We start from the raw sequence: 24,964 nt of genomic DNA, 5'->3' as shown, positions 1-24,964 counted from the left end.
ATCACATATCGGGTGCGCGAGCCTCGTCCGCAAGACGCGCGATCGCCTCGTCGAGCGTCAGGATGGTCTGGGCCTGGCTGCCGAGCGTGCGCAGCGCGACCTTGCCCTCCTCGGCCTCGCGCTTGCCGACAACCAGCAGGTTCGGCACCTTCGCCAGGCTGTGCTCGCGCACCTTGTAGTTGATCTTCTCGTTGCGGAGATCAGTTTCGACGCGAATGCCCGCCGCCTTCAGCTTCGCCGCAACTTCCAGCGCATAATCGTCGGCATCCGACACGATCGTCGCGATGACTGCCTGCACCGGCGCGAGCCAAAGCGGGAAGCGGCCGGCATGATGCTCGATCAGGATGCCGATGAAGCGCTCGAACGTGCCGAGGATCGCGCGGTGCAGCATCACCGGGCGATGCCGCTCGCCGTCCGCGCCCACGTACGACGCGTCGAGTCTTTCGGGCAGCACGCGATCCGACTGGATCGTGCCGACCTGCCACGTCCGGCCGATCGCGTCGGTCAGGTGGAATTCGAGCTTCGGCGCATAGAAGGCGCCCTCACCCGGCAGTTCCTCGAAGTTCGCCTTGATCGTGTCGCTCAGGCCAGACTGCATCACTGCCTCGCGCAGCTCCGCCTCCGCCTTGTCCCACATCGAATCTTCGCCGAACCGCTTCTCGGGACGCAGCGCGAGCTTTACCGCGTAGTCGTCGAAACCGAGGTCCTTGTAGACGCTGTCGAGCAGTTCGCAGAACTTGCGCACCTCCTCGACCAGCTGGTCCTCGCGGACGAAGATATGCGCGTCGTCCTGCGTGAACTGGCGGACGCGCATGATGCCGTGCAGCGCGCCATGCGGCTCGTTGCGGTGGCAGCAGCCGAACTCGGCCATCCGGATCGGCAGGTCGCGGTACGACTTGATCCCCTGCTTGAAGATCAGCACGTGCGCAGGGCAGTTCATCGGCTTCAGCGCCATCAGGTCGCCTTCGCCCGACAACACGGCGCCCTCGTCCTCGACGTTCGGGATCTCGTCGGGCACGACGAACATGTTCTCCCGGTACTTGCCCCAATGGCCCGACTGCTCCCACTGCTTGGCGTCCATCAGCTGCGGGGTCTTGACCTCGGCATAGTCGGCGGCATCGAGACGGCGGCGCATATACGCCTCCATCTGGCGCCAGAGCACGAAGCCCTTGGGATGCCAGAACACCGAGCCCTGTGCTTCGGACTGGAGGTGGAACAGGTCCATCTCCGCGCCGATCTTGCGGTGATCGCGCTTGGCGGCTTCCTCGAGACGGAAGAGATGCTGGTCGAGCTGTTTCTTGTTAAGCCAGCCGGTGCCGTAGATGCGGCTTAGCATCGCGTTCTTCTGGTCGCCGCGCCAATACGCACCGCTGACGCGCGTCAGCTTGAACGCAGCGGGGTCGAGCTTGCCGGTCGAAGCCATGTGCGGCCCGCGGCACATGTCGAGCCACTCGCCCTGCCGGTAGATCGTCAGCTCCTCGCCCTCGGGGAGTTCGGCGGCCCATTCGGCCTTGAAGCTCTCGCCCTGCTGCGTCCAGCGGTCGATCAGTTGTTGACGCGACCAGACCTCGCGCAGGAACGGCTCGTTCCGGGCGATGATCGCGCGCATCTCGGCTTCGATCGCGGGCAGGTCCTCCTCGGTGAACGGGCGGTCCTTCGGCGCGAAGTCGTAATAGAAGCCATCGTCGGTGGCGGGACCGAACGTGATCTGCGTGCCGGGGAAGAGGTGCTGCACCGCTTCGGCCATGACGTGCGCGAGATCGTGGCGGACGAGCTCGAGTGCATCCGCCTCGTCGCGTGCGGTCACCAGCGCGAGTGCGGTATCGCCCTCGAACGGCCGGTTGAGATCGCGCACCTGACCGTCGATGCGCGCGGCAAGCGCGGCCTTGGCGAGGCCCGGCCCGATCGCGGCGGCGACATCCGCGGGGGTAGTCCCGGGCGCAACCTCGCGGACGGAACCGTCGGGCAGCGTGATTCGGAACATGGCGGACATGGAGGACTTTCTGGTGTTGGAAGAGGCGCGGCTTATGCCGTCGCACACCCTATATAGGCAAGCCGGCGTCGAACGTCACGCCACCCCGAACGGGACGACATGGTTTGCCTGCGTGTGGCCGACCTCCGCGCGGCCGAGATACGGCACGCCCATGTCGCGCGACCAGCGGACCATCATGTAGTCGAGCGTCTCGCCCCAGGGTGGATCGTTCTCCTGGACCGCGGTCACGGCACCGAGGCGGAGTCCGGCGATGCCCTTCAACTGCGTGGCGTTGGCGACTTTGAACAGCATGCGGTCGATCGCGTACAGGGGCTCGGACACCTCCTCGACGATCAGGACGTGGTCGGTCAGGTCGGGCAGCCAAGGCGTACCGATCAGCGAGGTGAGGATGCTGAGGTTGAACGCGGCCGACGGTTGCCCGTTCAGTCCCGGCTCCAGCCCCGCCCTGTCACCGCGCACCATCCAGCCGAGGGATCGCGCCACCGTAGCTTCGCCGTCGTGGCGGTTGATGTCGCTGACCATCGGGCCGTGCACCGAAATGCCGATCCGCCGGGCGTAGAGCGCGCCGAGCAGGAAGCCGACGTCGGAATAGCCGAGATACGTCTTGTGCCGCGCTGCGCGGCCGAGTTCGGGCATGACCATCGCCAGGATCCGGTTCGACCCGTAGCCTCCGCGCAGGAACCAGATCGCGTCGAACGTGGGATCGTTGGCATATTCGAGGAATGCAGCCGCGCGGCGAAAATCGGAGCCGGCGAAGTGGCCGTCGGTCTCCAGGCATTGCGGGTGGAAGACGAGTTCGACCTCCGGGAACGCAGTCGCCGCGTAGGCGGTGATCTTGGCAATCGCCGCGGGATTGGTCCGGCTCGACGCGGCGAGGACACCGATGCGCATTGTTCGTGTTCCCGACCTTGCCCCGTTACCAAACCGCCCATATCGCGGGCCGATGGATATCAGCAAACCCTGTTTCTTCGTTGGCATCGGCGGCAGCGGCATGATGCCGCTCGCGATGATCCTCGCCGGCCGTGGCGCGACCGTCGCCGGCTCGGACCGCAACCTCGACCAGGGCCGTGTGCCTGCCAAGTTCGACGACCTCGCGGCGAAGGGCGTCGCGCTATTCCCGCAGGACGGCAGCGGGATCGTCTCGGCCGACCAGCTCGTCATTGCCTCGGCGGCGATCGAGGCCACCGTGCCGGACATGATTGCGGCCGACGCACTCGGCTGCACCCGCTCGACCCGTGCGGCAATGCTAGCGTCGTTGTTCAACGATAGCCGCCTGCCGATCGGGGTGGCGGGGACGAGCGGCAAGTCGACCGTCACCGGGATGATCGGCTGGATCCTTCACGCCGTCGGGCGCGATCCGACGGTCATGAACGGGGCGGTGATGAAGAACTTCGCCACGCCTGACGCCCCGTTCGCCAGCGCGCTCGTCGGAGAAGGCGAGGCGTTCGTCAGCGAGGTCGACGAGAGCGACGGGTCGATCGCCGGGTATGCGCCGAAGATCGCGGTGCTCAACAATGTCAGCCTCGACCACAAGTCGCTGGAGGAACTGCGCGTGCTGTTCGGGGACTTCATCGCCAAGGCCGAGACGGCGGTGGTGAACGCGAACGATCCCGATGCGGCGGCACTCGCCTCGCGGCTGCCGCGGGGAAAGGTCACGACGTTTGCGATTGATGCGTCTGCCGATCTGCGGGCCGAGAATTTGAAGCCGGAGCCGTTCGCGATCCGCTTCGACATAGTCTCGCGCGGCGTTCGGACGCCGGTGAAGCTGGCGGCGCCTGGGCGCCACAACGTCGCGAACGCGCTCGCAGCAATCGGGGCGGCGATGGCAGCGGACGTATCGTTGGCCGATGCGGTTAAGGCGATTGCTGGGTTCACGGGCTTGCGCCGTCGCTTCGACCTCGTTGGCGAGGCCGGTGGCGTCGCGGTGATCGACGATTTCGGGCACAACCCGGACAAGATCGCGGCGACGCTGGATACGCTGCATGCGTTTCCGGGGCGGCTGCTCCTTTTCTTCCAGCCGCATGGCTATGGGCCGTTGAAGGTCATGGGGCGCGAGCTGGTCGCTACGTTCGTCGAGCGGATGGCGGAAGACGACGTGCTCGTCCTGCCCGACCCTGCCTATTACGGCGGCACGGTCGCGCGGGAGGTCACCAGCGCGGACATCGTCGGGCAGATCGTCGAGGGTGGTCGTGACGCGCGGCATATCGCCGACCGCGCAGAGGCCGCCGCGGCGCTGGTCGCGGAGGCGCGGCCGGGCGACCGGATCGTGGTGATGGGCGCGCGCGACGACACGCTGAGCGTGCTGGCGGCGGGAATGGTCGACGCCTTGGCCGCTACCTGATACAGGGCAGGACAGGAGACTGCCCATGTTCCGCCGCCTGTTCCTCGACCACCCTGCCACCGTCGGGGAGAGCTATGTCGAGCATTTCGGTGTCGCCGGGCGCTTCGGTATGACGATGATCAAGGGCGGCCTCGGTGCGCTGGTCCACGCGTTCGTGCCGGCGCTGTGCAAGACCCGCGGGAGCGACACGGTCGCCGAACTGCACCGCCAGATGGTGCTTAAGCGCGGCGCCGTGGCGGCCGATCAGACGCAGATGAAGACGGTCGAATTCATCATCTGACCTGTGCCGGGGAGCCCGCTGGTTTCCAAAGGTTATGATAAAGTCACACCCAGGACGCGTTTGCGGCCACGTCTGGCCCGCGTCATCCCCCTCCGTCACCCTCCGTACCATCTCTTCCCGGCGGAGAAGGAAAGCGCGGACATGTAAAGCGTGATTGACTCTGCCTAGGCATAATGACAAGTTCCCTTTACTGATTCGAAAGGGTGCTTTCCATGGCTTACAGTGCAGCGGTCCGCCAATATAGTCGGCGGGTTATCGTGTTAATGATCCTGTACGCGGCGAGCCTGATGACGGTCGTCTACAGCTTCAGCCGGCATCTTTTGACGGGTCCCCCAGCCTATGTGGCGGCAATCCTGCCCGCTCTGCCGATTATCGGCATATTCGCCGCGATCGGCCGCTACCTGATCGAAGAAACCGACGAATATATGCGCATGTTGATGATCCGGCAGTCGTTGATCGCCAGTGGCTTCATGCTCAGCATCGTCACGGCCTGGGGGTTTCTCGAAGGGTTCGGCCTCGTCCCGCACATCGTTTCCTACTACGCCGCGGTGCTCTGGTTCGCGGGCATGTGGGTCGGCTGGGGGTACAATATCGTGGTGACGCGGCGCGCAGCATGAAGAACCGCCTCAAGGTGCTGCGTGCCGAGCGGGACTGGAGCCAGGGCGACCTGGCCGACCGTCTCGGCGTCTCGCGGCAGAGCGTGAATGCGATCGAGACGGGGCGCTATGATCCGTCGCTGCCGCTCGCGTTCAAGATCGCCGAACTGTTCGACCTCAGCATCGAAGACATTTTCACTAGCCCGTCGAAGGAGTCGTGACATGATTTCGCACTTCAAAGCTCGCCTTGCAGCTACCGCCGTGACGCTGATGATCGGCTTGAGTCCCGCCGCGAGCCACGCGCAGGCTGCGACGGCCGCCGCGCCGAAGGTCGATGCAGGCGAGACGCAGATGCCGCACATCTCAGTGCAGACCATCGGCAAGGGTACGCCGGTGATCCTCGTTCCGGGGCTGTCGTCGCCTCGCGCGGTGTGGGCGGGCGTCGTGCCCACACTCGCCAAGTCGCACCGAGTGTACGTGGTGCAGGTCAACGGCTTCGGCGGCGACGATCCGCGCGCGAACCTGTCGCCGGGCATCCTCGATGGCATCGTCGGCGACCTGCACACGCTGATCGTCCAGTCGAAACTCGGCAAGCCAGCGATCGTCGGGCATTCGATGGGCGGGCTGGTCGCGCTGATGCTGGCCAAGGCGCATCCGGAGGACGTCGGCAAACTGATGATCGTCGATTCGCTGCCGTACATCGGCGAGATCTTCGCACCCGGTGCGACGGTTGCGGCGCTCGAACCACAGGCCAAGGCGATGCGTTCCGGAATGGCCGCGGCGTACGGAAAGCCGACGAACCCGGCGGCGAACGAGGCGCTTGCCGCACGCATGGCGCTGAAGCCTGCGTCGCGCACGGCGGTTGCCGACTGGGCAGCAAAGGCGGATGCGCGCGTCTCGGCGCAGGCGATGTACGAGGACCTGACGACCGACCTGCGTCCCGACATGGCCTCGATCGCCGCGCCGATCACACTGGTCTATCCGTGGAACGCGGCGGGGCCAACCAAGCCCGCGGCCGACGCTCTCTATCGGAAGGCTTACGCGATGGCGCCGCACGCAACCTTCGTCGATATCGGCGACGCGGCGCATTTCGTGATGCTCGACCAGCCTGCCGCGTTCCAGGCTGCACTCGACGCCTTTCTCCAGCGCTGAGGCGCGGCTAAGGTGCAGGCATGAACGATACCGCCACGCCGCCTGCACCGACGCCTCCGGCCAAGGAGCGCCCTCGCCTCGCCTATCATCACACGCCCGCGGCCGAGGGCGTGACGGGACCGACGATCGTGTTCCTGTCGGGCTATGCGTCCGACATGATGGGGACCAAGGCGGTGACGCTGGAGGCGTGGGCGAAGTCCGAGGGGCGCGCGTTCCTGCGGTTCGACTATGGCGGCTGCGGGCAGAGCGAAGGCGCGTTCGAGGACCAGACGCTGGCCGACTGGCGCGACGACGCGCTGGCGATGATCGATGCGCTGGTGGAAGACTCCGCGGTGATCGTCGGATCGTCGATGGGCGGGTGGCTGATGCTGCTGGTGGCGAAGATGCGCCCCGATCTGGTGAAGGGTCTGGTCGGGATCGCGCCGGCACCCGACTTCACCGACTGGGGCTTCACCACCGACGAGAAGATGGCGCTGCTCAGCAACGGGCGGATCGAGCGCAAGAACCCCTATGGTCCCGAGCCGACGGTCTATACCCGCGCCTTTTGGTCGTCGGGCGAGGCGAACCGGCTGATGTTCGGCGAGATCGCGTTCGATGGTACGGTCCGGCTGGTCCAGGGGCAGCGCGATCCGGACGTGCCGTGGCACCGTACCGCGCGCCTCGCCGAGCTGCTGCGTTCAGCCGACGTGCAGACGTGGCTGGTCAAGGACGGCGACCACCGCCTGTCGCGCGATCCCGATATCGCGCTCATCATCCGGGCGGTCGAGGATGTGATCGCCGCCTTATGATCCTGACGTTGTTGCTGATCGCCACGCAGGCCTCGCCCGTTGCCGGGCCTGCCGTTTCCCGCCCGGATCGCGCCGCACGCTGTGGCGCGCTGGCGCAGACCGATCCCACAGCCGCACGTGCGGAAGCAGGTCGGTGGCGGATCGGCGGTGGCGGCTATCTCGCGCGTCAATGCGCTGGGCTGGCGTTTGCGGCCGAGAAGAACTGGCCGTCCGCGGCGGTTGAATTCGAGGAAGCTGCGCGTGAAGCGCAGGTCGCCAAGGACGCAAGCGCGGCAAATTACTGGGCGCAGGGCGGGAACGCATGGCTCGCGGCGGGCCAGCCGGCCAAGGCACGCGCCGCGCTCGATTCAGCGCTGGTAGCGGGAACGCTGACCGGATTGCCGCTCGGCGAAGCGCAACTCGATCACGCGCGCGCGCTGGTCGCCGCGGGTGAGCTGGACGCTGCGCGTGGCGATCTTGATCGGGCGCTGAAGAACGCGGGGGACGATCCGTTGGCGTGGCTGTTGTCGGCAACGCTTGCCCGTCGAATGAACGACCTGCCGCGGGCCAAGACCGATATCGCCGAGGCGTTGAAGCGCTCGGCGGACGATGCTTCGGTGCAACTCGAGGCGGGCAATATCGCTGCGGCGCTTGGCGACGAACCCGGTGCGCGGACGGCCTGGGGAGCGGCTGTGCGGCTGGCTCCGACCAGCGACGCAGGCCGTAATGCCGCGGCCGCGTTGAAGCAGTTCGACGTTTCCAAATGATGGTCCGGGCAACGTTGCCCGGACCGTCGTGTCAGCGACGGACCATCGTGCTGCGGGCGATCTTGCTGACCAGCCCCGGGAGCCCCGGATAGCTCGCCTTGTGGTATGGCGACATCGCATCGAGTTCCGCCGAGATCCGACGATGTGCCTCGCCCAGCGCGTGGTACGGCAGGCCTGGCAACAGGTGGTGCAGCGCATGATAGCGCAGCCCAACCGGCGCCCATAGCGCCGGCAGCAACGCCGGCGGCGGCACGTTGACGGTGTCGAGATACTGCGCCGTCACGGTCATCGGTTCGCCGTCATTCTCCCAGAGGTGCGCGACCAGCGTACGGACCTGGTTGAGCACCGCGAACGCCGATGCGATGCCGAGGATCGTCAGGAAAGCGCGGAGCGGCAGCACGCCGGTTACCGTGATCGCGATCAGCGTGATCGCCCAGAGACTGGCCGCGATTTCGAGACGATCCCAATAGGCCTTTGCCTCGCCTTCGGGTGCGCGACGGCGGAACTGCGGGTTGATCGCCAGCGCCGAATACCGCTCGACCACCATCGTCCGCAGCTTCGGGGACAATAGTGACAGGGGCGACAGGATCGCGAACCGGACGAGCAACGCGATCGGTGCCAGCGCCGAGACGACGATGAACAGCGGCAGCGTCCACGGCTTCATCAGCGCGAGCGGCAGATATTCGGGATCCTCGACCGTGCCGTAGCGCGTCTTGGCGTGATGGAGGTTGTGGACGCCCTCGTACATGAACGACGGCGTCAGCATCGGAACGCCGACCAGTATGTTCCAGCCGAGCCGGAAGTTGGGCACGGCGGCATGCTTCATGTGGCTGACTTCGTGAATGAAGCTGAGACCACGATACAGACCGAGCACCGACGCGATCGCCGCGACGATCGCGACCGCGGTCGAGTCCGACGTCGCAGCGACGAAGAGCGCGCCATAGCCGAGGACCATCGACGCGATCAGGTCGCCCCAATAGACGGCAGGCCGCGGCTTCACCAGATCGCGCGTCAGATCGGCGGCGGCGCGCAACATCGCCTTGTCGTCGGCAACGCGCACGAGGCCAGCCGCCGGAGAGCCGGCCACCGGAGAACCGGCCGCCAGAGAGGCTGGAGCGGCCGTGCCGCGGGCTAGGCTGAGCGATGTGTCCATGGGTGTATCCTTTGCCCGAAGATAGTGGCCGCAGCGTGGCATTTACAGGTTTGACGCGCCCCTCCCCCGCCGAGGAAACACGATCACCGTGACAGAGCCCGGCGATGACGCATGTGTTGCTCGCCTTTGCGCGTGATGCTGGATAGATACGCTCGACTGCGCTTTCGGGAACGACACATGGCCAAGCTTACCATCCGTCCGGTCGAGACGAAGAAGGATCGCAAGATCTTCATCGACTTGCCGTTTCGCCTGTACGCGGACGATCCCAACTGGGTGCCGCCGCTGAAGTCGGAAGCGCTTGGGCTGATTACGCCCGAGAAGAACGGCTGGTTCAGCCATGCCAAGGCGCAGTTGTTCCTTGCCGAGGAGGACGGCCGCGTCGTCGGGCGGATCTCCGCGCATATCGATACGCTGGCGCTGACGATGCCGCCCGAGCAGGGCTTCGGGCCCGGTGTCGGCCAGTGGGGGCTGATGGAGGCGGAGCGGCAGGACGTGTTCCAGGCGCTGCTGGCGCGTGCCGAGGCGTGGCTGCGCGAGCAGGGCATGACGCGGGCGCTCGGGCCGATCAGCATGTCGATCTGGGAGGAGCCCGGCCTGCTCATCGACGGCTACGATCATCCGCCGACGATCATGATGGGCCACGCCAAGCGCGAATATCGCGGCTGGATCGAATGGGCGCAGTATCGCCCGATCAAGCAGCTGATGACGTACGAGGTCGACGTCACCAAGCAGTTCCCGCCGATCGTCCAGCGCATCATCAAGTCGGGCGAGAAGAACCCGCGGATCGTCATCCGCAACGTCGACAAGACCAAGTTCGAGGAGGAAGCGGCGATCATCCTGTCGATCCTCAACGACGCGTGGAAGGACAATTGGGGGTTCGTGCCGCTCACCCCGCCCGAGATCAAGGACGTCGGCGTCAAGTTGAAGCCGATCGTGTTCAACGACCTGATCCGGATCGCGGAGGTCGACGGCGTACCCTCGGCCTTCATGATCACGCTCCCCGACATGAACGAGGCGATCAAGCCGCTCAACGGCAACCTGCTGCCGTTCGGCTGGGCCAAGCTGTTGTGGTGGTTGCGCAAGCCCAAGGTGCGGACGGTGCGCGTGCCGTTGATGGGGGTGGTGAAGGAATTGCAGGCGTCGCGGATGGCGAGCCAGCTGGCCTTCATGATGATCGAATATATCCGCCGTGCCTCGGTCGAGCATTACGATGCGAAGCGCGCGGAGATCGGCTGGATCCTGGACGACAACCAGGGGATGCGGTCGATCGCCGAGACGATCGAGAGTCGGGTGAACAAGGTGTATCAGGTTTACGAGCGGGTGCTGTAGGCGGGCGCCTGCGGCGTTCGGGAGGGAGCGGCGGGCCTGCCACGGCCTGAAGCGGAAGCAGCCCGGCCGGCATCTAGAACCTGCGCGATATCCCCGCATAGACCCGCGCATCGGGCGTATGATCGTTGAGGCCGGCAGCGCCGAGCACGTCGAACTGGAGATCGTCGCTCGCCGACCACGCGAGCGATAGCGCTGCGACCGTCTGCGTCGCATGCTGCTCGGGATCGTCGTCGCGCAGCGCCTGCATCTCGCCGGTGAGCGTGAAATCCTTGTTGAGCTTGTACGCCAGACCGGCTGCCGCGCTGTAGGCGAGGTGCCGGCCATTGCCGTCCTGATCGACCGCGGCGTCGATCTCGGGCGTGAGATCGAGCGAAAGCGTGTCGGAAAGCTCGTACGTCACCGGGACCAGGAACCCCGCACCCCAGTCGCCAGCGCCGATCGACGAGCGTCCGACCGGGAGCGTGACGAACGGCAGCACCGCGACCGAGAAGCCAGAGCCATCGGGATCGTGCAGGTTCGCCTTGAGGCCCAGCGACACGTCGCCGATGCCGTCGACCGTATCGACGCCGGTATCGTCACGCATCCGGTCGTGACCGAACGGCGTCCAGCCGAACCGCGCCTCGATCGTGTCGCTCACCCCGACGCGGACGAGCGTGTCGCCGAACAGGATATTGTCCTCGCGCGAACCCGGCTGGTCGTCGCGGGTCCAATCGGCGATCGCGGTCTCGACCGAGATCTTGCCGGGCGCCATCGTGCAGGCGGGCGTGTCGATCCCCGGCCGCTCGGGGCAGTATTCGCGCTCCTGTGCGCCGGCACCGGTCGCATACAGCGCGGCGATCGACACCAGCGCGACGGCGAGCGCCTTCATCGCAGGCGGACCCAGGTCGGCGCGTGATCGCTGGCCTTTTCACGGCCGCGATACGCCTTGTCGACGCCGGCATCGATCATCCGGTCGGCGGCCTGCGGGCTGAGCAGCAGGTGGTCGATCCGGAACCCGGCGTCGCGCTGCCACGCGCCCGCCTGGTAATCCCAGAACGTCCAGACGCCGCCCTTGGGGTATTGCGTGCGGAGCGCGTCGGTCCAGCCCTGTGCGACGAGCGCGCGGTAATGCTCGCGGCTTTCCGGCTGCATCAGCGCGTCGTCCTGCATCGCGCGGACCGAGAAGGTGTCGTCGTCGTTGGCGATGACGTTGTAGTCGCCGGCGAGGATGGCCGGTTTTTCCTCAGCGAGCAGGACACGCGCGCGGGCCGCGAGGCGGTCTATCCAGCGGAGCTTGTAGTCGAACTTCGGGCCGGGCTGCGGGTTGCCGTTGGGCAGATAGAGCGCAGCGACGATCAGGCCGTCGATCTCCGCCTCGATGTAGCGGCTGTGCTCGTCCTCGGGTTCGCCGTCGAGACCGCGCTGGCGGACGACGGGCGTGCCGCTCTTGGCCAGTATCGCGACGCCGTTCCACGCCTTCTGACCGTGCCAGACCGCGCCGTAGCCGGCGGCCTCGATGTCGGCGATCGGGAAGGTGTCGTCGCTCGACTTGAGTTCCTGGAGACAGACGATGTCGGGCTGGTCTTCGGTGAGATACTCGATCAGCCGCGGCAACCGCGCCTTGATGCCGTTGACGTTGTACGTGACGATTTTCATGGGCTGGTCAGACCGAGAAGCTGGAGCCGCAGCCGCAACCCGATGCGGCATTGGGGTTCTCGACCTTGAACGCGGCGCCGGCAAGCGACTCGACGTAATCGACCGCGCACCCGCGGACGAGATCGATGCTGACGCTGTCGACGACGAGCTTCACACCGTCATGCTCGGCGATCACGTCGTCGGCCTCGACCGAATCGGCGAACCCGAACTTGTATTGGAAGCCGGAACAGCCGCCGCCATCGACCGAGAGACGCAGGATCGCCGGCTTCCCCTGCTTGACGGCGATCGCCGCGACGCGCGCCGCAGCGGAGGGGGTGAGGATGATGTCTTGGACCAGCGTTGCCATGCGCTTGAGATAGGAGGTTGCGCTATCCGCGGCAACCTTGGGGTTGGCATAGTGTAAGTCCGTCCCCGTGGGTCGAGGTCCCGGCTTTCGCCGGGATGACGGGGTGTGGCCTTGAGTACCGTGTGGATTGCGTCCGCGTGTCAGTCCTGTGCGGCGGGGCCGCTGGTCGAGACGGGGATGGCGTTCACGGCGCGGTCCTGTGCGGCGAGCAGATAGTCTGCGGTCGTCAGGAACGGGACCGGGTTTACGGCGTGGCCGTCGATACGGACTTCATAGTGAAGATGCGAGCCGGTCGAGCGGCCGGTCGAACCCATCAGCGCGATCAGCTGGCCGCGGGTGACGCGGGCGTTGTCGGCAACGAGGATCTTCGACAGATGGCCGTAGCGCGTCGCAATGCCCTTGCCGTGGCTGATCTCGACCATGTTGCCGTAGCCGCCCTGGCGACCGGCGTGCGCGATGATGCCGTCTGCGGTGGCGTAGATCGGCGTACCGATCGGACCGGGAATGTCGACGCCGGCATGCATCGCCGCGGTGCCGCGGAACGGATCGGAGCGGATGCCGAAATTGCTGGTGAACGAAAGCGAATGCACCGGCTGCACCGACGGGATCGCGATCACGCCCTGCTGCAACGTGTCGAGCTTCTTCCAGGTCTGGAACAGCGTGCGGAACTGCGCGTCGGCGCGAAGATCGGCGGTGGCCTCCTCGCTATTCGCTGCGATCAGCGGACCGCCCATTGCCATGGCGCGCTGATGCTTTGCGACACGCTCCGGACGCAGACCGAGCTGCCGTACGGTGGCGGTGGTGTCGGCGTAACGCTGATCGAGCAGCTTCTGCGCGACGCTGGCGAGCTGGACCTGATGGCCTTCGACCTTGACGAACGGCTTCACCACGTCGGCAGCGAGCTTGTCGGCGGCGGGATCGATCGACGGGGTCGCGAGTGCCAGCGCCTTCGCGTCACCGGTGCCGGTCAGCGCGGCAGCGATCAGTGCCTGGCGGTGATCGACGCGCTGGGCATGCGCCTGCGCGGTTTCGCGGATCGTCGCGACGCGCTGCTGCATCTGGCCGATCTGATGCTGCATCTGCGCAATCTGCGCATCCGTGTCGGCGGGCTCGACCGCACCGGCCGCCGCGACTGCGCCGTAACCGGAAAAGCCCAGTGTGACTGCGCCGATCGCGGCCATCGCGGCCTGACGCTTTGCGCCCAGGCTGATTCGACGAAGCGAATTGCCGTCATGAAACAGAAAATCGCGCGTCGCGAACACGGCCTTGAGACGCGTCACTATCACCGATACGGCGGCTGCTGCGGTAAATTCGACCATTGGTCCCCGACACAAAAATACAGGGCCGTTCGCTCCCAAAGCGGACGGCTCCCAAACTCTGTCCTGACTCGCAGCCCCTCCGCGCCCCAGACATTGTGGTTAGGCCGGACGCCGCCGACTTGGGCAATAGCGCTAGCGCGATGACGCGGCGGAGCGGCATACCGGTGCGGCGAGTTGATGCCGGAGCGACGGAACGATGACGTCAGATCGCGAAAAACTGCGAATCCCCAACGGCTTCAGAGCGCCTTTGCAGTCGCCAGCACAGCATCCGCATGACCCGCAACGCGCACCTTGCGCCACGTCTTCGCGAGCGTGCCATCGGCGCCGAACAGGAAGGTCGCGCGCTCGATCCCCATATATTTGCGGCCGTACATCGCCTTCTCTACCCAGACGCCGAATGCTTCGCACGCCGCGCCGTCGACATCGCTCGCGAGCTGGACCGCAAGCGCGTGCTTGGCCGTGAACTTGGCATGCGCGGCGGGCGTATCCTTCGAGACCCCTACGACGGTGACGCCGGCGGCGGCAAAATCGTTCGCAAGCGCGGTAAAATCCTTCGCCTCGGTCGTGCAACCGGCGGTGTCGTCCTTCGGGTAGAAATACACCACGAGCGGCGTTCCCAGATTCGCGAGCGATACGGGCGCATCGTCGATCGTCACCGTCACGTCCGGAACCTTCGATCCCTCATCCATCCTGCTCTCCCGTCACCTGCATCCAGAACCGGCGGACCTCCTGCAACGTCGATTCGAGCGTGGCAACCACCGCCGACCAGTCCGCGACGCCAATCGCGCGCGCGATCAGTTCCTCGGTCGCATGCCCCGGCGGCATGGCATCGGGTGCAACCAGGCGCAACGTGACGAGCAGGCGAGTCAGCACGTCGTACGCGGCGCGGATGGTGGGCGGAACGAGCTTCAGACCGATCAGGCTGTCGATCGCGGTGCCGAGATTGGGCGCGAACCCAGCGCGGTTCACCAACTGGACGACATGGATCGCGAATTCGAGATCGACGAGGCCGCCCGGGAGGAGCTTGGCGTCGAGCGGCCCCTTGGGTGGCTTGTGCGCCGCCATATCGGTGCGCATCGTGCGCGCCTCGGCGATGATGTCGCGGTCTGGCCGATCTCCCTCGAGGACATCGCGGACGATCCCGGCCACCGCACCGCGTGCATCGTCCGATCCGAACACCGGACGTGCCCGGGTGAGCGCCATATGCTCCCAGGTCCACGCATCCTCGCGCTGATAGCGCGCGAAACTGTCGAGCGTGACGACGAGCGGCCCCTGCCCGCCCGACGGTCGCAGCCGCGTGTCGATCTGATAGAGCGGACCTGCCGCGGTCGCGACCGAGAGCGCAGCGGTGACGCGCTGCGCGAGGCGGTTGTAATAGAGCGTGGCGCCGAGCGGCTTGGCGCCGTCCGACTCCGCGGCAAAATCGCCGGTGAACAGATAGATCAGGTCGAGGTCGGAGGCGTGCGTGAGCATCGCGCCACCCATCCGGCCGAGCGCGAGTATGACGAGTTCGCTGTCCGGTACGCGGCCGTGCGTCTTGACGAATTCTTCGATCGCCGCGCTAGCGAGCACGCCGATCGCGGCTTCGGCGACGCGTGCATAGCCCGCCGCGACGTCGAGCGGATCGGACGCACCGGCGATAACCTGCGCACCGAGTGCGAACCGCAATTCGCCGACGACGCGGCGGACGTGATCGAGGCGCGCCTGGTAATCGCCCCCGGCGTCGCCGGCGCGCATCGCTGTCTCCAGCGCCGCGATGTCGCCAACCGGCTCGAACGCAGTTGCATCGATCAGACCGTCGAGCAGGTCCGGGCGTCGTCCGAGATCGTCGGCGAGCGTCGGCGCGTGGCTGAGGATCGCCGCGAGCAACGTCGCAAGACCCGGCCGCGCCTCCAGCAGGCGGAAGATGTTGATCGCGCTCGGCAGCCGTTCGAGCAGCGCATCGAGCCGGAGCAACGCCGCCTGGGGAACGGGCGCAGTCGCGAGTGCCGGGACGAGCGTCGGCAGCACCGCCTCCAGTGCCTCGCGCGCGGCGGGGCTGCGCAGCGCGGGATAGGCCCCGCCCCGCCACGCCTCGATGCGCTGACGGGCATGGTCGGACTCGTCGAAGCCGGCCGCGGCGAGGTCGGCCTCCAGCGTTACCGCATCGTGGGAGAAGGCCGGCCGCGTATTGTCGTCGAGCGCGTCGTAGATCCGCCCGGTGGCCGCGACGCGCGGTGCCAGTAGCGCTAGCAACGCGCCGGCGTCCTCCAGACCGTGCAATTTGGCGACCCGGTCGAGCGCGTCGCCGGTCGGCAAGGCGTGCGTCTGGCGGTCGTCGATCATCTGCACGCGGTGCTCGATCGTTCGGAGCAGCGTGTAGCCGTCGATCAATGCGCGCGATTCGTCGTCGCCGATCCACCCTGCCTCCGCCAACCGCGCGAGTGCATCGCGGGTGGCCGGGACGCGCAACGCAGGGTCGCGACCGCCGTGGATCAACTGGTGGATCTGCGCGAAGAATTCCGCCTCGCGAATGCCGCCGCGGCCGCGCTTCAGGTCGTAGCCGGGGCCGAACGCCTGCCCTTGCGAATGATGATCGCGGATGCGGGCGGAGATCCCGCGAATCTCGCCGATCGCGCCGAAATCGAGCGCGCGTCGCCAGACGAACGGGCGGATCGCAGCGAGGAAACGCTGTCCCAGGGCGATGTCGCCTGCGGCGGCGCGGGCGCGGATGAAGGCGGCGCGCTCCCACGGCAGCGCCTGCGCCTCGTAATACCCGATCGCGGCCTCGACCGGCAGGACGATCGGCGTGATCTCCGGCGAGGGCCGCAACCGCAGGTCGACACGCAGGACATAGCCGTCGCCGTCGCGGGCCTGGAGGAGTTCAACGACACGTTTGCCGATGCGGATCGCCGCCTCTTCGGGCTCCTCGCGCGGGCGGCGCGGCAGGGTGGCCGGATCGAACAGCAGGATCGGATCGATGTCCGACGAATAATTGAGCTCGCGGCTGCCCTGCTTGCCGAGCGCGATACCGACGAAGCCGAGCGGCTCGGCACCCGGCGTGCGCTCCTCGATCGCGGCGCGGATCGCGGTGTCGAGCGCGCGATCCGCGAACCCGGACAGCGCACCGGTCACCGCCGTGAGATCCAGCACCCCCGCCAGATCGCCGATCGCGACGTTCAGCGCCATCGCACGCCGTTCGATCCGGAGCCGTTTCGCGGTCGGCATATCGGGCGTGCCGCTCGATGCGGCGAGATCGAGCCGTCCCGTCGCCAGTGATTCCGCCAGCACCGGTTCGCGATCGAGGATCATCGCGAGAAAGGGCGACCATGACCGCGCACGCGTCACGGCAGCTGCGATCGGGCTGTCGGAGCCGTCGAGCTTGGCAAGCGATGGGATCGTTACGGGCATGACCAGATACTACAGAACCCGGTCACACTATGACACGACAAAGCAACGAATAGCGATGTCAACCGTTATCGCATCATGACCTACGCATTTCTCACGATCAAACGCGAACAAGACGGCCAGCTGGTCGTTCGCCGCCCGCGCGTGACCGATGTCGTTGGCCATTCGCTGCGTAGCGCGTTCGACGGATGCGGTGGCGTGCCCGACGACATGGCGTCGATGCTACGCAGGCTCGATGCGATACCGCACCGGCTCAACTAGTTCAGGTGCAGCAGATCGATCGTAATCGAAGTGCGTTGAGTGAGAGGCCGGAGTCTCAGCGACCCCGGCTCAACTGCTCGACGTCGCCCATGATCGAATCGAGTGCGGTCTTCGTCGTGTCTGTCTCGTGATCGCGACGTGACGGCAGAGAACCGTCGTTGAGGATCGTCTCCAAGGCCACGCGGCCACGTGCGACACGGCTCTTGATCGTGCCGACCGCGACGTTGCAGATCTCAGCGGCCTCTTCGTAGGCGAAGCCACCGGCGCCGACCAAGATGAGCGCCTCGCGCTGCGGCTGCGGCAGATGCATCAGCGCACGCTGCATGTCGCCAAGCTCGACGTGCCGATCCTGGCTGGCAGGTGCCGCAAGAATGCGGTCGGCGACCAGATCGTCCCACTCGCCCTTGAAGCGCGCACGGCGCATCTGCGACAAATACAGGTTGCGCAGGATGATGAAGGTCCATGCACGCATGTTCGTGCCCGCCTGGAAGCGGAGACGCGCGGCCCATGCCTTGAGCAGCGTTTCCTGAACGAGATCGTCGGCAAGATCGCGGCTGCCCGAGAGCGAACGACCGAACGCGCGCAGGTGCGGAATGACCTGTGCGAGCTGCACCTTGAACTCGACGTCCGAGAGCGAGACATGCTCCACCGGCTCGACGACTTCGTCGATATCGTCCTCGGCGTCGGTACGCGGAGCAGGCTGGGTCATGGAAATCCGATCAATCCCGATAGAAGACTGTCGTCGACGTGCGACGAACATAAGCGTCCGAACCGGCCATTGCCAGTAAAGTACGCCTGATAGAGGTTAGCGGAGGATGATAAATCCGAAGATGACGATGACGAGTACTAGTGAAATCGCCAATATGTACCGTGTCATGTGCGGAGTCGCGCCCGCCCGAGCGTCTTCGGTATCGATGTGGATGCGTTCGTTCGGGTCAGCCATGATATGTTAAACCCCCGAAAACCGTTTTGGGTCCGCAACCATTACGGACACGGACCCAGAATGCAGCGAGAACGCGGCACAATCAAGCGGTTGGCTGTTATTCCACGAGCAATCAGGCGGCGGGAACAGTTGCTTGATCGAAGAACAACGCCTGGCTGATCGCAGCCTTCACGGTCGAACGCTGGAACGGCTTGGTGATCAGGAACGTCGGCTCAGGGCGTTCGCCGGTCAGCAGGCGCTCGGGGAACGCGGTGATGAAGATCACCGGGACCTCGAATTCGGCCAGGATGTCCTTGACCGCATCGATGCCCGAGCTGTCGTCGGCAAGCTGGATGTCCGCGAGCACGAGGCCGGGGCGCGTTTCCATCGCCAAAGCGACTGCTTCGTCACGCGTGACTGCAACGCCGGTGACGTCGTGGCCAAGATCGCGGACGATCGTCTCGATATCCATCGCGATGATCGGCTCGTCCTCGATAATCAGGACCTTGGCGCGGGTCTGGTTCTCGATTTCGGACAGTGCTTCGGCGACGAGATCGTCGACTTCGCTCGTCTCGACTTCGATCAGATACGCTGCATCTTCGGGCGTGAACCCTTCCATCGCGGTGAGCAGGAGCGCCTGACGCGACAATGGCGTCATCCGGGCGAGACGGGCACGCGCAACGGCCTCATGACCTTCCGTGTCGCCGGCAGTCTCGTCGGCAACCTCGTCGAAGTTCGCCGAGTTCCAGATCGCCTGGAACATCCGGTACAGGCCGAGACGCGGATCGACGTCACGGGGAAATTCTTCCGGTGCCGCGACGATCGCCTCGAGCGTGGCGCGGACGTATTTGTCGCCGTGCATCTGGCTGCCGGTCAGGGCCCGGCCATAGCGCCGCAGGAATGGAAGGTGCGGTGCGAGTTGCTGTCCAAGAGACATGGGTAACGAATACTCCCTGATCCTACGCGGCCCCTCATGTGTCGGGTGGCTCGCGTCATTGCAATGGTCGTGGCCGAAAAAGCCGCCCCGTCGTTTCACCGCGACATGCACCGAATGGACGCATTTCGACGCGACCGGTCGACGCGGCCGTGCACACGGTGATACGAAGATGCGGATTATTCGCTCGGACGTGGAACTATCGAGATGCTATTTGGTTTCACGAGCATCTTTTCGCGAGTGTGTGCGCCCCGATATCAGGGTGCGCTCGACCGTTTGCGTTCACATGAGTTTGCGTCGTGCAGGGGGAAGTTTTGAGTTTGGGCCACGACACGGAGAAGACAGTGCCTGCCACGAAGCCCGCAAATGGTCCCGATAGGGATCGTCAGATGGGGTCGGCACTGCGATCGGTTTACCAGAAGACCGTCGACGAGGCGATTCCCGACGATCTGCTCGACCTACTCGGCAAGCTCGACTGACGGCGGGCCACATGGCCATGCCCCCCGCTCCGGACTCCGCCGCAATCGCGTCCTCGCATGACGTTTCCGCCGCCGGTTCGAACGGTGGCGACGGCGCTGCCCAGCCAATGAAGCCCGACGGACGCATCGTCTCGTCGTTGCGGCGTTTAACGACGGGCGCCAAGCTGTTCCTAATCCTCAGCGCCGCCTTGCTTCCGCTGGCGTTGATCGCGGTATTCGCGACCTTGCAGACGACGCGGCTGGCCGATGCCGAAGCGCGCGCGCGGTTGCGCGTCACCGCGAACGAAAGCGCGCGCGCGCTCGCGATCGAACTCGTCGGCGACATGACCGCGCTGCGGGTGGCGGTAAATGCGCTCGGCAACGATCCTGCCGATGCCCCCAGCTGCGCGCGGGCGCAGGGCGTATTTGCGCAACAATCGTCGGCGGGAACGCGGTTCGTCATCGCCGAGCGCGACGGCACCGTCCTGTGCGGCATGCCGTTGCCGGAACGCGTCGTGATCAACCAGGACGACATGCCGATCGCTGCCGCGATCGTGCCCGAGCGCGGTCTGGTCCTCGCGATCTCTGGCCCGGGCGGTCATACCTCGGCACGCGCCTATTTCCCGCGACCGTTCCTCGAGAAGATCGGTCGCCCGACGAGCCGGGCGCTCGAACTGAGCAGCGCGATCGTGCTCGACGACGACGCGCTGTATCTCGAGCGGATCGAAGACGAGCGTCCGCTCGACCGGATGGAGACGATGCGGACCGATCTGGGCGTCGCGGGGCTTGCGTTGCGGACCAGCATCCGCAGTGCGCCGGTAACGTCGTCGCTGGTCATCGCGCTGCTGCTGCCGCTGCTGATGTGGCTGGCCGCGGCGAGTATCGCCTGGTTCGTGGTCGACCGGTTGCTGATCCGCCCGCTGCGGCAGTTGCGTGGCTCGGTCGCCACCTTCACGCCGGGCGAGGAGATCGACTTCGGTGCGGTCCGCACGCTACCGGCGCAGGAAATCCGCGAGCTGGGCGAGACGTTCCAGGCGATCAGCCGAACCGTCGCGCTGCATGAGGCGGGTCTCGCCGAGGGGCTGGTCCGCCAGACCAAGCTGACGCGCGAAGTGCATCACCGCGTGAAGAACAATCTGCAGGTCATCTCCAGCCTGATCAACTTCCACGCGCGCAGCGCCCGTAGTGCGGATGCCACCGATGCGTATTCGTCGATCCAGCGCCGCGTCGATGCGCTCGCGGTCGTCCACCGCAATCATTTCGCGGAGCTCGAGGAAAACCGCGGCCTGAACCTGCGCACGATGATCGGAGAACTTTCCGCCAATATCCGCGCCACGGCAGCAGATCGCTCGCATGGGCTGGGCATCACGCTCGATATCGATCCGTATCTGGTCAATCAGGACGTCGCGGTCGCGATCGCGTTCCTTGCGACCGAGACGATCGAACTGGCGATGACGTGCGATCCGGCCGCGCAGATCCGCGTCGTGGTCAAGCCATCCGAGATACCCGGCCGTGCAGTGCTTCGCGTGGTGTCCCGCGCGCTCGTGGAAAGCGACATCCTGCGCGAGACGGTGACGCGCTACGGCCGTGTCATGGAAGGCCTCTCGCGCCAGTTGCGGTCGCCATTGCATCACGATCCGCTGGCAGGGGCTTACGAGATCGCCTTTGCGGTCGTCGGTCGCGATTGATCGAAATAAGGTTCCGGACGCGAGTCCGCCCGGGTCTTCATCAGATCGAATCTTTTTATCGCTTTAGCGCAAAAAAGCGGGAACCGACCTTCGCGATCACCGTTGGATACTTCGGATAGCGACTTTATGCCCCCCCGCTCTCGCTATCCAAGTCATAGGCCCGGAAGCATCACCCTCCCCCCCCCGGTGATGCTTCCGGGCCTTTATCTTTTTACGGTATTATTCCGGAGCGCGCCCGGTCGTCCGATGCAGTCGCCTGATAAGGCGAGAGGTTTTCAGTTCCGCAAACGGAACGAATGCCCTCCCCGAACATTCCCTCCACCGTGGCATTCAAGCCCTTCTTGGAGGAAGTATTATGCGTAAGTTGGTTGGATTGGCGATTGTCGCGAGCGCTTTGATGGTTTCGGCATGCAACACGGTCGAAGGCGCCGGCAAGGACGTCAGCTCGGCAGGCAAGACCGTCGCGAAGACCGCGAACAGCGCCAAGTAAGCCTCTGCGCTTGATCGTGAAACGGGGCCCGGTGCACATGCACCGGGCCCCGTTTTCGTTTCAGCTCTTGACGATGTCGGTGGAGTCGCCCTCGATCGCCTTCGACTTCGCCCGGCTGCGCTCGGTGAACCAAATGCCGATCAGCGCCATTTCGTACAGGATGACGAGCGGGATCGCGAGCAACAGCTGCGAGCCGATATCCGGCGGCGTCAGCACCGCCGCAATCGCGAACGCCGCGACGATCGCATAGCGCCGCGCACCGATCAGCTGCTTGCGCGTGACGATCCCGGCGCGCTCCAGCAGCATCAGCAGGACCGGCAGCAGGAACGAGATGCCGAAGCCGAACAGGAACTGCATCGTGAACGACAGGTAGTTACCGATCGCCGGCAGCGCCTCGCGGTGGATGCCGCCCACCATCCCGTCGAACCCGAGCAGGAAGTGCAGCGCCATCGGGATAGCGATGTAATACGCCATCGCCGCGCCGGTCAGGAACAGCACCGGCGTCGCGAGGATGAACGGCAGGAGCGCGCGCTTCTCCTTCTTGTAGAGACCGGGCGCGACGAACTGCCAGAGCTGGTTCGCGATCACCGGGAACGACAGCATCATCGCGGCGAAGAACGCCACCTTGATCTGGACGAAGAAGGCTTCGAAAATCTCGGTGTAGATGACCTTGTTCTGGCCGGCCGCGAGCAGCGGATGGACCAGGAAGCCGAAGATGTTCTCGGCGAAATACATCGCCACCGCGAACGTCACGACCAGCGCGGCGATGCAGTAGAGCAGCCGCCGCCGCAGTTCGATCAGATGGTCGAGCAACGGGGCCCGGCTTTCGTCGATCTCGCTCATGCTAGGCTTTCAGCGGTCTGGGAGGCGTTCACGACGGACATGGTCACGACGGGTCTCGTCACGACGACGCGACGTCGGACTTGCCGGTCTTGTCGTTGGCGTTCGGTGCAGGCGTGTCGAAGAGATCGGGACCGCGATCGGTCGCCTGCTTCGGTTCATCCGCAGGATGTTCGGGTGTGGATGCGGATGCGGGTGGCAGCGCATGCTGGTCGGCGGCCGCGACGACGGGCTTTTCGACCATGATCGGCTCGGACGTATGATCGTCGTGGTGCGTGTCGGTCTCGGGGGAATGCACCACCTGCGTGGTATCGATAGGCGTGTCCGCAGCCGTGGCCGTCTGCGGATGCTCGCGCATGATGCGTTCGTTTTCCGACGCCCAGCGCTTTTCCATCTCTTCGAGCTCGGCCTCGCGGACCATCGAATCGAAGCCCGAGCGAAATTGCCGCGCGACGCCGCGCGCCTTGCCGACCCAATAGCCGACCACGCGCATCGCCTTCGGCAAATCCTTCGGACCGATCACGACGAGCGCGACGAAGGCCACGAGCAGAAACTCGGAGGGCGCGATATCGAACATTCAGCCGCGCCTATCTAGTGTCGTCAACTCTGCCGGCTTCAGGCAGGACGGTCGTCGCGGACGCGATTGCCGTCGCGATCGAACGCGGGATCGGCAGTCTTCTGCGCTTCGATCCGGGCCGATGGCTTGGCCGGCGTCTCGTCGTCGTTCTCGGACATGCCCTTCTTGAAGTTCTTCACGCCCTTGGCGACGTCGCCCATCAGGTTCGAGAATCGGCCGCCGCCGAGAAGGAGGATCGCGACGACCGCGAGAACGAGCAAGTGAATCGGGCTAAAACCGCCCATGGCAATTCTCCTGGAAACTGAACCCTATCTAAGCCTCATCCTGCCGCTTTGCCAGTCACCTCGCCATCTTCCCGGTCGTCTTCGCCATCTTCGAGCCGATCGAAGGCGAGATCGACCGGATCGAGCAGCCCGGCGGCGCGCAGATCGTCGATTCCGGGCAGGTCGCGGCGGCTCTGGAGGCCGAAATGGACGAGGAATGCAGGCGTGGTCGCGAACATCAGCGGGCGGCCCGGCACTTCGCGTCGTCCAGCGGGCTTCACCCAGCCCGCTTCCATCAGGACGTCGAGCGTCCCCTTCGAGATCTGCACCCCGCGAATCGCCTCGATTTCCGCGCGGGTCACGGGCTCGTGGTACGCTATGATCGCCAGCGTCTCGATCCCAGCGCGACTAAGCTTGCGCGGTTCTTCGCGGTCACGGCGGAGCATGTGCGCCATGTCGGGCGCGGTCTGGAACTGCCAGCGCTCGCCGCGCCGGACGATGGCGATGCCGCGGCCGGCATAGTCGGCGGTCAACTGGTCGAGCGCCGCTCGAACGTCGCCGGTGCCGACATGCGCGCGGATCGCGTCGATCGTCAGCGGGGTCTCGGCCGCGAACAGCACCGCCTCGACGGCGCGCGTGAAGTCGTCGGACGGGGTCACGCGCTGGCTCTCAGATACAGCGGCGCGAAGGGCGACGCCTGGCGCAGTTCGATCTTCCCCTGCCGCGCGAGTTCGAGCGCTGCGACGAAGCTCGACGCCAGCGCCGACCGCCGGAGACGCTCGCCCGCTTCGGGGAGGAAGCTTTCGATCACGCTCCAGTCGATCCGCTCGCCGACCAGCATCGACACGCGCTCGAGCGCCGCCTCCAGCGTCATGACCTCGCGGTCGGCGACGACGTGCATCACCGGCCGCGTCCGCGCGGAAATGCGGCCGTACGCGGCGATCAGGTCGAATATTTCCGCCTGCCACGCGGCCTTGCGCACCGTCCGCAGACCCTCGGGGGCGCAGCGCAGGAACACGTCGCGCCCGGTCCGGTCTCGCGCCATCAGCCGCGCACCGGCCTCGCGCATCGCACTCAGGCGTTCGAGCCGCAGTTGGAGCCGCAGCGCGAGTTCCTCCGGATCGGGCTCGGCGAGCGGATCGCGTGGCAGGAGCAACGCCGACTTCAGATAGGCGAGCCACGCCGCCATCACGAGATAATCGGCGGCCAGTTCGAGCTTTAACGCGCGGGCGGAGTCGACGTACGCCAGATACTGCTCGACCAGCGCGAGGATCGAGATTTTCCGCAGATCGACCTTCTGTCCGCGCGCGAGTGACAGCAGCAGATCGAGCGGCCCCTCCCATCCGTCCAGATCCAGGGTCAGTTGCGCATCGTCCATCGTCGGACGCTACAGCGCGCGCTGCTGAGCATCCACCCTCCACGTTTGACGACATACCATATGAACCGTACACGTTTCATATGGTCAC

29 protein-coding genes are annotated in these 24,964 nt (G+C 65.7%); 12 read left to right on the top strand and 17 right to left on the bottom strand.

What is annotated here, in order from left to right; genetic code table 11:
* Position 1: 1 nt before the first annotated feature.
* Positions 2 to 1,993: a threonine--tRNA ligase gene (gene thrS, locus C8J45_RS08040; protein ID WP_107962753.1), complete on the bottom strand. Its 1,992-nt coding sequence runs from the start codon at positions 1,991 to 1,993 to the stop codon at positions 2 to 4.
* Positions 1,994 to 2,068: 75 nt separating this feature from the next.
* Positions 2,069 to 2,884 carry an LD-carboxypeptidase gene (locus C8J45_RS08035; protein WP_107962752.1) on the bottom strand — a complete coding sequence of 272 codons (816 nt, stop codon included), beginning with the start codon at positions 2,882 to 2,884 and terminating at the stop codon, positions 2,069 to 2,071.
* Between the two features lie 52 nt (positions 2,885 to 2,936).
* Here C8J45_RS08035 and C8J45_RS08030 point away from each other — a divergent pair, with 52 nt between their 5' ends.
* The 7 genes from C8J45_RS08030 (at position 2,937) to C8J45_RS08000 (ending at position 7,896) form a co-directional block, all read left to right on the top strand.
* Complete coding sequence (locus C8J45_RS08030; RefSeq protein ID WP_107962751.1) at positions 2,937 to 4,334, top strand: glutamate ligase domain-containing protein; 1,398 nt, start codon at positions 2,937 to 2,939, stop codon at positions 4,332 to 4,334.
* A 25-nt stretch (positions 4,335 to 4,359) separates the two neighbouring features.
* On the top strand, positions 4,360 to 4,614 hold the full coding sequence (locus C8J45_RS08025; RefSeq protein WP_107962750.1) for a DUF6356 family protein: 255 nt from the start codon (positions 4,360 to 4,362) through the stop codon (positions 4,612 to 4,614).
* Positions 4,615 to 4,826: 212 nt separating this feature from the next.
* Positions 4,827 to 5,231 (top strand): hypothetical protein, encoded by a 405-nt coding sequence (locus C8J45_RS08020; protein WP_107962749.1) that lies wholly within the window; start codon positions 4,827 to 4,829, stop codon positions 5,229 to 5,231.
* On the top strand, positions 5,228 to 5,431 hold the full coding sequence (locus tag C8J45_RS08015; RefSeq protein WP_107962748.1) for a helix-turn-helix transcriptional regulator: 204 nt from the start codon (positions 5,228 to 5,230) through the stop codon (positions 5,429 to 5,431). Before C8J45_RS08020 ends, C8J45_RS08015 begins: the two co-directional genes overlap by 4 nt.
* 1 nt (position 5,432) lies before the next feature.
* Positions 5,433 to 6,362, top strand: a complete 930-nt coding sequence (locus C8J45_RS08010; RefSeq protein WP_107962747.1) for an alpha/beta fold hydrolase — start codon at positions 5,433 to 5,435, stop codon at positions 6,360 to 6,362.
* A 20-nt stretch (positions 6,363 to 6,382) separates the two neighbouring features.
* Positions 6,383 to 7,150 (top strand): alpha/beta hydrolase, encoded by a 768-nt coding sequence (locus tag C8J45_RS08005; RefSeq protein WP_107962746.1) that lies wholly within the window; start codon positions 6,383 to 6,385, stop codon positions 7,148 to 7,150.
* Entirely contained in the window at positions 7,147 to 7,896 is a 750-nt protein-coding gene (locus C8J45_RS08000) for a tetratricopeptide repeat protein (protein WP_107962745.1), read from the top strand. Before C8J45_RS08005 ends, C8J45_RS08000 begins: the two co-directional genes overlap by 4 nt.
* A 31-nt stretch (positions 7,897 to 7,927) precedes the next feature.
* Here C8J45_RS08000 and C8J45_RS07995 read toward each other — a convergent pair whose 3' ends face one another.
* Positions 7,928 to 9,049 (bottom strand): fatty acid desaturase, encoded by a 1,122-nt coding sequence (locus tag C8J45_RS07995; RefSeq protein WP_107962744.1) that lies wholly within the window; start codon positions 9,047 to 9,049, stop codon positions 7,928 to 7,930.
* Positions 9,050 to 9,226: 177 nt separating this feature from the next.
* On the opposite strand from C8J45_RS07995, the gene C8J45_RS07990 reads away from it, so the two are divergent.
* Complete coding sequence (locus C8J45_RS07990; protein WP_107962743.1) at positions 9,227 to 10,378, top strand: N-acetyltransferase; 1,152 nt, start codon at positions 9,227 to 9,229, stop codon at positions 10,376 to 10,378.
* Between the two features lie 73 nt (positions 10,379 to 10,451).
* Here the strand turns inward: C8J45_RS07990 and C8J45_RS07985 are convergent, their stop codons facing one another.
* The 6 genes from C8J45_RS07985 to C8J45_RS07960 all read right to left on the bottom strand — a co-directional run bounded on the left by C8J45_RS07985 (position 10,452) and on the right by C8J45_RS07960 (position 17,068).
* Positions 10,452 to 11,246: a transporter gene (locus tag C8J45_RS07985; RefSeq protein WP_107962742.1), complete on the bottom strand. Its 795-nt coding sequence runs from the start codon at positions 11,244 to 11,246 to the stop codon at positions 10,452 to 10,454.
* Complete coding sequence (gene xth / locus C8J45_RS07980) at positions 11,243 to 12,013, bottom strand: exodeoxyribonuclease III (RefSeq protein WP_107962741.1); 771 nt, start codon at positions 12,011 to 12,013, stop codon at positions 11,243 to 11,245. The genes C8J45_RS07985 and xth overlap by 4 nt, the downstream gene beginning before the upstream one ends.
* Before the next feature lie 7 nt (positions 12,014 to 12,020).
* A complete protein-coding gene (gene erpA, locus C8J45_RS07975) occupies positions 12,021 to 12,359 on the bottom strand; it encodes an iron-sulfur cluster insertion protein ErpA (RefSeq protein WP_107962740.1) in 339 nt (112 codons plus the stop codon).
* A gap of 140 nt (positions 12,360 to 12,499) precedes the next feature.
* Entirely contained in the window at positions 12,500 to 13,678 is a 1,179-nt protein-coding gene (locus tag C8J45_RS07970) for a M23 family metallopeptidase (RefSeq protein ID WP_107962739.1), read from the bottom strand.
* A 236-nt stretch (positions 13,679 to 13,914) separates the two neighbouring features.
* The gene (locus tag C8J45_RS07965; protein WP_107962738.1) at positions 13,915 to 14,367 is read right to left on the bottom strand and encodes a peroxiredoxin; all 453 of its coding nucleotides are present in this window, start codon (positions 14,365 to 14,367) and stop codon (positions 13,915 to 13,917) included.
* Positions 14,360 to 17,068 (bottom strand): bifunctional [glutamine synthetase] adenylyltransferase/[glutamine synthetase]-adenylyl-L-tyrosine phosphorylase, encoded by a 2,709-nt coding sequence (locus C8J45_RS07960; protein ID WP_258191362.1) that lies wholly within the window; start codon positions 17,066 to 17,068, stop codon positions 14,360 to 14,362. The genes C8J45_RS07965 and C8J45_RS07960 overlap by 8 nt, the downstream gene beginning before the upstream one ends.
* 75 nt (positions 17,069 to 17,143) lie before the next feature.
* On the opposite strand from C8J45_RS07960, the gene C8J45_RS07955 reads away from it, so the two are divergent.
* Positions 17,144 to 17,326, top strand: coding sequence for a hypothetical protein (locus C8J45_RS07955; RefSeq protein WP_107962737.1), 183 nt, complete (start codon positions 17,144 to 17,146; stop codon positions 17,324 to 17,326).
* A 55-nt stretch (positions 17,327 to 17,381) separates the two neighbouring features.
* On the opposite strand, the gene C8J45_RS07950 is transcribed toward C8J45_RS07955, so the two are convergent.
* The 3 genes from C8J45_RS07950 to C8J45_RS07945 form a co-directional block, all read right to left on the bottom strand.
* Positions 17,382 to 18,035 (bottom strand): sigma-70 family RNA polymerase sigma factor, encoded by a 654-nt coding sequence (locus C8J45_RS07950; RefSeq protein ID WP_107962736.1) that lies wholly within the window; start codon positions 18,033 to 18,035, stop codon positions 17,382 to 17,384.
* A gap of 96 nt (positions 18,036 to 18,131) precedes the next feature.
* Positions 18,132 to 18,269 carry a hypothetical protein gene (locus C8J45_RS19155; RefSeq protein WP_181321155.1) on the bottom strand — a complete coding sequence of 46 codons (138 nt, stop codon included), beginning with the start codon at positions 18,267 to 18,269 and terminating at the stop codon, positions 18,132 to 18,134.
* Between the two features lie 112 nt (positions 18,270 to 18,381).
* Positions 18,382 to 19,185, bottom strand: a complete 804-nt coding sequence (locus tag C8J45_RS07945) for a response regulator (protein ID WP_107962735.1) — start codon at positions 19,183 to 19,185, stop codon at positions 18,382 to 18,384.
* 386 nt (positions 19,186 to 19,571) lie between these two features.
* Here C8J45_RS07945 and C8J45_RS19150 point away from each other — a divergent pair, with 386 nt between their 5' ends.
* From C8J45_RS19150 to C8J45_RS07935, 3 genes are all read left to right on the top strand, one after another.
* Positions 19,572 to 19,661, top strand: coding sequence for a NepR family anti-sigma factor (locus C8J45_RS19150; RefSeq protein WP_162233433.1), 90 nt, complete (start codon positions 19,572 to 19,574; stop codon positions 19,659 to 19,661).
* A gap of 107 nt (positions 19,662 to 19,768) precedes the next feature.
* Positions 19,769 to 21,328 carry a sensor histidine kinase gene (locus C8J45_RS07940; protein ID WP_107962734.1) on the top strand — a complete coding sequence of 520 codons (1,560 nt, stop codon included), beginning with the start codon at positions 19,769 to 19,771 and terminating at the stop codon, positions 21,326 to 21,328.
* A gap of 355 nt (positions 21,329 to 21,683) precedes the next feature.
* Entirely contained in the window at positions 21,684 to 21,818 is a 135-nt protein-coding gene (locus C8J45_RS07935) for an entericidin A/B family lipoprotein (RefSeq protein WP_197978278.1), read from the top strand.
* Positions 21,819 to 21,878: 60 nt separating this feature from the next.
* Here the strand turns inward: C8J45_RS07935 and tatC are convergent, their stop codons facing one another.
* From tatC to C8J45_RS07910, 5 genes are read right to left on the bottom strand one after another with little or no spacing between them, the layout of a single operon-like run.
* Complete coding sequence (gene tatC, locus C8J45_RS07930; RefSeq protein ID WP_107962732.1) at positions 21,879 to 22,661, bottom strand: twin-arginine translocase subunit TatC; 783 nt, start codon at positions 22,659 to 22,661, stop codon at positions 21,879 to 21,881.
* 58 nt (positions 22,662 to 22,719) lie between these two features.
* A complete protein-coding gene (tatB, locus tag C8J45_RS07925; RefSeq protein WP_107962731.1) occupies positions 22,720 to 23,235 on the bottom strand; it encodes a Sec-independent protein translocase protein TatB in 516 nt (171 codons plus the stop codon).
* A gap of 38 nt (positions 23,236 to 23,273) precedes the next feature.
* Positions 23,274 to 23,519: a Sec-independent protein translocase subunit TatA gene (locus C8J45_RS07920; protein WP_056055794.1), complete on the bottom strand. Its 246-nt coding sequence runs from the start codon at positions 23,517 to 23,519 to the stop codon at positions 23,274 to 23,276.
* Positions 23,520 to 23,554: 35 nt separating this feature from the next.
* A complete protein-coding gene (scpB, locus tag C8J45_RS07915) occupies positions 23,555 to 24,157 on the bottom strand; it encodes an SMC-Scp complex subunit ScpB (RefSeq protein WP_107962730.1) in 603 nt (200 codons plus the stop codon).
* On the bottom strand, positions 24,154 to 24,876 hold the full coding sequence (locus C8J45_RS07910; protein WP_107962729.1) for a ScpA family protein: 723 nt from the start codon (positions 24,874 to 24,876) through the stop codon (positions 24,154 to 24,156). The genes scpB and C8J45_RS07910 overlap by 4 nt, the downstream gene beginning before the upstream one ends.
* Positions 24,877 to 24,964 lie beyond the last annotated feature (88 nt).

The sequence above is a fragment of the Sphingomonas sp. PP-CE-3G-477 genome (assembly GCF_003050745.1).
Lineage (GTDB): Bacteria > Pseudomonadota > Alphaproteobacteria > Sphingomonadales > Sphingomonadaceae > Sphingomonas.
This window is presented reverse-complemented; position numbering and strand designations above follow the sequence as displayed.